6 protein-coding genes are annotated in these 5,909 nt (G+C 60.6%); 5 read left to right on the top strand and 1 reads right to left on the bottom strand.

The features are described 5' to 3' along the window. Nucleotides 1-1,760: FAD-binding oxidoreductase (locus tag ABJK70_RS18720; RefSeq protein ID WP_347258750.1), on the bottom strand; the 1,760-nt coding region annotated here is incomplete at its 3' end. 318 nt (nucleotides 1,761-2,078) lie between these two features. Here ABJK70_RS18720 and ABJK70_RS18715 point away from each other — a divergent pair. The 5 genes from ABJK70_RS18715 to ABJK70_RS18695 all read left to right on the top strand — a co-directional run bounded on the left by ABJK70_RS18715 (nucleotide 2,079) and on the right by ABJK70_RS18695 (nucleotide 5,800). Continuing rightward, nucleotides 2,079-2,879, top strand: a complete 801-nt coding sequence (locus ABJK70_RS18715) for an SDR family oxidoreductase (RefSeq protein WP_347258749.1) — start codon at nucleotides 2,079-2,081, stop codon at nucleotides 2,877-2,879. 2 nt (nucleotides 2,880-2,881) lie between these two features. Further along, nucleotides 2,882-4,330: an aldehyde dehydrogenase gene (locus ABJK70_RS18710; protein ID WP_347258748.1), complete on the top strand. Its 1,449-nt coding sequence runs from the start codon at nucleotides 2,882-2,884 to the stop codon at nucleotides 4,328-4,330. Nucleotides 4,331-4,335: 5 nt separating this feature from the next. Continuing rightward, nucleotides 4,336-4,755 carry a RidA family protein gene (locus tag ABJK70_RS18705; protein WP_347258747.1) on the top strand — a complete coding sequence of 140 codons (420 nt, stop codon included), beginning with the start codon at nucleotides 4,336-4,338 and terminating at the stop codon, nucleotides 4,753-4,755. A 15-nt stretch (nucleotides 4,756-4,770) separates the two neighbouring features. Continuing rightward, nucleotides 4,771-5,283, top strand: a complete 513-nt coding sequence (locus tag ABJK70_RS18700) for a 3-hydroxyanthranilate 3,4-dioxygenase (RefSeq protein WP_143735189.1) — start codon at nucleotides 4,771-4,773, stop codon at nucleotides 5,281-5,283. Between the two features lie 130 nt (nucleotides 5,284-5,413). Continuing rightward, nucleotides 5,414-5,800 carry an endonuclease domain-containing protein gene (locus ABJK70_RS18695; RefSeq protein WP_347258746.1) on the top strand — a complete coding sequence of 129 codons (387 nt, stop codon included), beginning with the start codon at nucleotides 5,414-5,416 and terminating at the stop codon, nucleotides 5,798-5,800. Nucleotides 5,801-5,909 lie beyond the last annotated feature (109 nt).

Here is a 5,909-nt window from a genome sequence, read left to right as displayed (position 1 = left end):
TTTTCCTCCCGTGTCGCCATATAGGAGGGGCACATCGTGCCGCGCCCGGCGCTTTTCAGGCAGACCCCGGCGCCGTTGCACTTCGAAGCGGCGATTCTTAAGCCCGCTTCGCGGCTCCAGTCGAAGTAGGCGGCAACCGGTTTCCCGTTCTCATGGGCTCTCAGATCCGAAACCAACGGCGGAGGATCGAAAATCTTGTGCGGGTTCAAAAGATCGTGAGGATCGAAGGCGGCCTTGATCCCGTGCAGGAGCCCATAAAGTTCCCCACCCAAAAGACCTTCCAAATAAGGCGATCTCAGGCGGCCGTCGCCATGCTTGGCGCTGATCGTCCCGCCGAAACGGATCGCCCGTTCGAACACTTCTTCGACGATGCGCTCGTAAAGACGCCGGCCTTCCCGGCTGCGCAGATCGAGCAAGGGGCGGAAATGCAACACGCCCCATCCGGCCGGACCGAAGACGACGCAATCTACACCATGGCGGGCCATGATCGAGAAAATCGCCTCGGCATAAGCGGGCAGATCCTTGACTGACACTGCCGTGTCTTCGATGCCGGTGACGGCTTTGACCGGACCCGGCATGCCCATGAGCAGGCCCAATCCCGCCGCGCGCAGGCCCAGCGCCCGCTCCCGGAGCGGCGATTCGAGCACTTTCCGGGCATAACCCAAATTCCGCGAGCGCAATTCGGCCATCAGATTTGAGACCGTGGCGTCGACTTCACCGCCGGTTTCGTTCACGAAATCGATCAGCAGCACGGCGGCCGGATCGCCTTCGATCCAGAACCGGTTACGTTGCTGTTCCAGATTGGTCTTGGTGAGCTCCAGGATATGCCGGTCGACCAATTCCAATGCCGACGGCTTATGGTTCAGCGTCACGGCCACCGCCGAAAGCGCTTGCGGCAGGCTGTCGAACTGGACGCAGACCAAGCGGCGCCGGGCAGGCAGCGGCACGAGCCCAACTTCGATTTCGCCGACCAGAGCCAGGGTTCCCTCGCTGCCGCACAGCAATCGGGCCAGATTGAAAGGCGGCCCCCGAGATTCCCAAGGCTGCCCGCGCGCCAGCACGTCCAGGGGATAGCCGGCGTTGCGGGGAATGCCGTCGGGGCGGGGGAAGCGATCGAGAATCAGCGCCCGGCGACGGTCGATCGCCTGATACACGGCGCGGTAAATCCGCCCCTCCAGATTGTCCAGCGCTAATTTTTCCCGAAGCTGTTCGCCTCCAAGTGATTCGAACCGGGCGATGCTGCCGTCGCTCAAGACCGCCTCGGCGGACAGACTGTGATCGCGGGTCGTGCCGTAGCGCAAGGCATGGCTGCCCCAGGCGTTGTTGCCGAACATGCCGCCTATCGTGCAGCGGTTGGAGGTGGAGGGATCGGGGGCGAACATCAGCCCGAACGGGCTCAGCGCATCGTTGAGATCGTCGCGGATCACGCCCGGCTGGACCCGTGCCCGCCTCCGCTCCGGGTCGATCGAGACGATCCGGTTCATGTGGCGGGTGAAATCGATTACCAGACCGTCGCCGACGCACTGCCCCGCCAGGCTGGTTCCGGCTGCGCGGGGAATCAGCGGCAGCCGTTCCTGCGCGGCGAATCTCATCAGCGTTACGCAATCGTCCCGGTGCTTGGGCCGCGCCACGGCCAGAGGCATCTTCTGGTGGGGCGAGGCGTCCGTGGCGTAAAGCAGGCGCGAGAGCCGGTCGGTCAAAAGCTCCCCTTCGAGCGCTCGGCTTAAAACCGAGAGTTTTGATAGCGGTTCGGATGTCATGACGGGTGGGCTCGTTAACTGCTTAGACCGGGGATAGAATCGGAGGTTAGAGCCTTCCATGTCGAGGTCTGACGGAAAACCGGGATTTCGTAGGGTGGGTTAGGCGCACTCCAGCATACTCCGATGTCAATCACTGTGCTTTGCGTGCGCCGTAACCCACCAACGCGCGGTGTGGTGGGTTACGGTGCGCGCCTGACTCGGTGGGCCGCGTACAGGCGGTATGTAGGCGCACCTAACCCACCCTACGACATGGATCAACCCGGCGAAACGGGTTTATGGCACACGCTGATCATTCGTTGTAAGGTTTGCAGAAAACCGATGGGAGCGATCTCGATGGGATTACTGGATGGTAAAAGGGCGCTGGTGTGCGGCAGCAGTCAAGGGATCGGCCGGGCCATCGCCATGCTTTTCGCGGATCAAGGCGCCGAGGTCGTTCTCCTTGCCCGCAACGAGTCGGCGTTGAAGCTCGTCTGTGGGGGGCTCAGTTCCGCACATCGGCAGAAGCACGGCTACTTGATAGCCGATTTCGGCTGTCCCGATCGCTTGAAGCAGATCCTGGAAGAACGCCTGCCGGCGCTTCTTCCCATTCACATCCTGGTCAACAACACAGGCGGACCGCCGGGCGGGCTTCTGTATGAAGCCGGGATCGAGGAATTCACCGAGGCCTTCACCCGCCACCTCATCTGCAGCCATATCCTGGTCCAGGCCCTGCTCCCCGGCATGAGGAGCGAGAGCTACGGCCGGATCATCAATATCGTTTCGACCTCGGTCAAGCAGCCAATTCCGGGACTCGGCGTCTCCAACACGGTGCGCGGCGCCATGGCCAACTGGGCCAAGACCTTGGCGGGCGAACTCGCGCCCTTCGGCATCACAGTGAACAACATCCTTCCGGGAGCGACCGAGACGGCGAGGCTCAGGGCTATCATGGAGGCCAAAGCCCGAAGCTCGAACAAATCCATCGATGACGTGGTCGAACAGACTAAACGCTCGATTCCCCTGGGACGTTTCGGAAAGCCCGAAGAAATTGCCTATGCGGCGGGCTTTCTCGCATCCGATTTGGCTTCGTATATCACCGGGATCAATCTGCCCGTCGACGGGGGACGTACGATGAGCTTGTAAATATGCAACGAATCGCGAATTACATTGCCGGCGAACTCGTTCCGCCCGTTTCCGGCCGCTATCTCGAAAACATCGAACCGGCCACCGGCCGTTTGTTTTCGGAAGTGCCGGACTCCGATTCCGCCGATATCGACCACGCCGCAGCCGCCGCAAGGACGGCGTTTCCCGCCTGGGCCGAGGCTCCGCTGGAAGAGCGATCCAGGCTGCTGCGCCGGATCGCGGATCTCATCGAAGCCAAGGCGGACGCGCTCGCCCGCGCGGAATCGGTTGATGCCGGAAAGCCCCTGAGCGCGGCGCGCCAGGTCGACATCCCGAGAGCCGCCGCCAATTTCCAATTCTTCAGCTCAGCCATCCAGCATTTCTTCTCCGAATCCCATGCCATGGGAAGCCAAGCGCTGAATTACACGCTCCGCGTGCCGCTCGGCGTCGTCGGCTGTATTTCGCCGTGGAACCTCCCGCTTTATCTCTTTACCTGGAAAGTCGCGCCCGCGCTGGCCGCGGGGAACACTGTCGTGGCCAAGCCTTCGGAACTGACGCCGATGACGGCGTTTTACCTCTCGGAAATCTGCCGGGAAGCGGGGCTTCCGCCGGGGGTTCTGAACATCGTCCACGGCACCGGCGCCAAGGCCGGGCAAAGCCTGGTCGAGCATCCGAACGTGGAGGCCATCTCCTTCACCGGCGGCACCCAAACCGGAGCCCGGATCGCTCAAACCGCGGCTCCCAAGTTCAAAAAGCTCTCCCTGGAACTCGGCGGCAAGAATCCGAACATCATCTTTGCCGATTGCGATTTCGAACGCGCCGTGAGCACCACGGTCCGCTCGTCCTTTTTCAATCAGGGCGAAATCTGTCTGTCGGGGTCGCGGATCTTCGTCGAACGGCCGATCTACGAAACGTTCAGGGACGAATTCCTGCGACGGACCCAGGCGCTGCGCGTGGCCGATCCACTGAGCGGAGACTGCGACGTCGGCGCGCTCATTTCGGAAAGCCACCTCCGCAAGGTGCTGTCCTACATCGATCTGGCGCAGACCGAGGGCGGGCGGATCCTGACCGGCGGCAGGCAGGTGCGTCTTGAGGGCCGCTGCGAAAACGGATTCTTCGTCGAGCCGACCATCATCGAAGGTCTCTCCCCGGACTGCCGGGTCAATCAGGAGGAAATCTTCGGCCCCGTGGTCACCCTGATGCCTTTCGATGGCGAAGACCAAGCGGTCGAGTATGCCAACAGCACGATGTACGGGCTTTCCGCCACAGTCTGGAGCGAAAGCCTCAAGCGCTGCCATCGCCTGGCGAACCGGATCCATACCGGGGTGATCTGGATCAACTGCTGGCTGCTCCGCGACCTCCGGACGCCTTTCGGCGGCATGAAGCAATCGGGCGTGGGCCGGGAAGGCGGCTTCGAGGCGCTCAAGTTTTTCACCGAAGCCAAGAACGTCTGCGTTTATCTCGGAGGATAGCGCGTATGGCGGGTCAGCGTATCGACTCGGAAAAAGCACCGGAACCCGTGGGCCTCTATCCCCACGCCAGGCGGGTGGGAAATCTCTTGTTCCTGTCTGGGGTCGGGCCGAGAAAACGCGGCAGCAAGATTATTCCGGGCGTCGAGCTGGACGAGGACGGGAATATCGTTGCCTACGATATCGAGGCGCAGTGCCGCTCAGTCTTCGAGAACGTCCGCCATATCCTGGAAGAAGCGGGTTCCCACTGGGACAAGCTGGTGGACGTCACCGTCTTCCTGACCGATATGGAAAAGGATTTCCCGGTCTACAACCGGCTCTACGCGGAATACTTCAGGACCAATCAGCCCTGCCGGACGACCGTCGAAGTGTCGCGGCTGCCGACCCCCATCGCGATCGAGCTGAAGTGCATCGCGACCATCGAATGAGAACGGAGAATCGCCGTGAGAGAGCTCAAGCCTTTCAACTTCCGCGAGTGGATAGACCAACACCGCCATCTGCTCAAGCCCCCGGTCTGCAACAAACAGGTGTTCGAGGACGCGGAATTCATCGTCATGGTGGTGGGCGGCCCCAACCGCCGCAAGGATTATCACTACGACGAAGGCGAGGAGTTCTTCTACCAGGTCGAGGGCGACATGGTTCTCAAGATCATGGAGGACGGAAACCCCAAGGACATCCGCATCCGGGAAGGCGATATCTTTCTGCTTCCGCCGCGCATCCCCCATTCCCCTCAGCGCTTCGCCGACACGGTGGGGCTGGTCATAGAGCGAAAGCGAGGACCGGCGGAAAACGACGGTCTCCTATGGTACTGCGACAACTGTTCGAATTTGCTCTACGAGGAATATTTCCACCTCGAAAACATCGAGAAGGACTTGCCGCCGGTTTTCGAGCGGTTCTATTCCAGCGAGGAAAACCGGACGTGCAAGAAGTGCGGGACGGTGATGGAGGCGCCTTGAATACACACTCGCGGCACACGGTAGGATGGGCAAAGGCCGGTGGTAGTCTGTGCCCATTACTTCGGCCCTCAGTTCCCTCTCCCTCCGGGAGAGGGTTAGGGTGAGGGGATCGAAACTAGGTTTTCTTCCGATGAAACAACTGGCCCGAACGCTACGAAAACAACAGACCAACGCGGAGAAATTATTGTGGAGCCGGTTGAGAAACCGCCAGCTGGAAGGTTGCAAGTTCCGTCGGCAACAACCCATCGGCCCCTACATCACTGACTTCCTTAATCTAGAACCAAAGCTGATCATTGAACTCGATGGTGGACAGCATACCGAGCAACAGGAACAGGACAATCAGCGAACCCGGTACTTACAGGCTTTGGGTTATCGGGTGTTGCGGTTTTGGAATCATGAAGTGCTCGGCGATCTTGAGGCAGTGTTAGAGGCAATTCGGATTGCCATAGTTGTTCGATCCCCTCACCCCAACCCTCTCCCGGAGGGAGAGGGAGAAAGACGGTACAAACCGGTATGATCCTTTACAAAACAGACCGGGCACATGGTTTACATCCATTAAGGTATTGGCGAGGAGGAAACGCCGATGCCGTGGAAAGAGACCTGTGCCATGGACCAACGAGTTCAAT

It is taken from the genome of Methylocaldum sp. (assembly GCF_039794385.1).
GTDB lineage: Bacteria > Pseudomonadota > Gammaproteobacteria > Methylococcales > Methylococcaceae > Methylocaldum.
The sequence above is the reverse complement of the archived record's forward strand: the minus strand, read 5'-3'. Positions and strand labels throughout refer to the sequence as shown.

Coding starts and splice junctions, on each gene's coding strand:
- ABJK70_RS18705 (WP_347258747.1), top strand. CDS start 4,336: ATGGCGGGTCAGCGTATCGACTCGGAAAAAGCACCGGAACCCGTGGGC.
- ABJK70_RS18695 (WP_347258746.1), top strand. CDS start 5,414: ATGAAACAACTGGCCCGAACGCTACGAAAACAACAGACCAACGCGGAG.
- ABJK70_RS18710 (WP_347258748.1), top strand. CDS start 2,882: ATGCAACGAATCGCGAATTACATTGCCGGCGAACTCGTTCCGCCCGTT.
- ABJK70_RS18715 (WP_347258749.1), top strand. CDS start 2,079: ATGGGAGCGATCTCGATGGGATTACTGGATGGTAAAAGGGCGCTGGTG.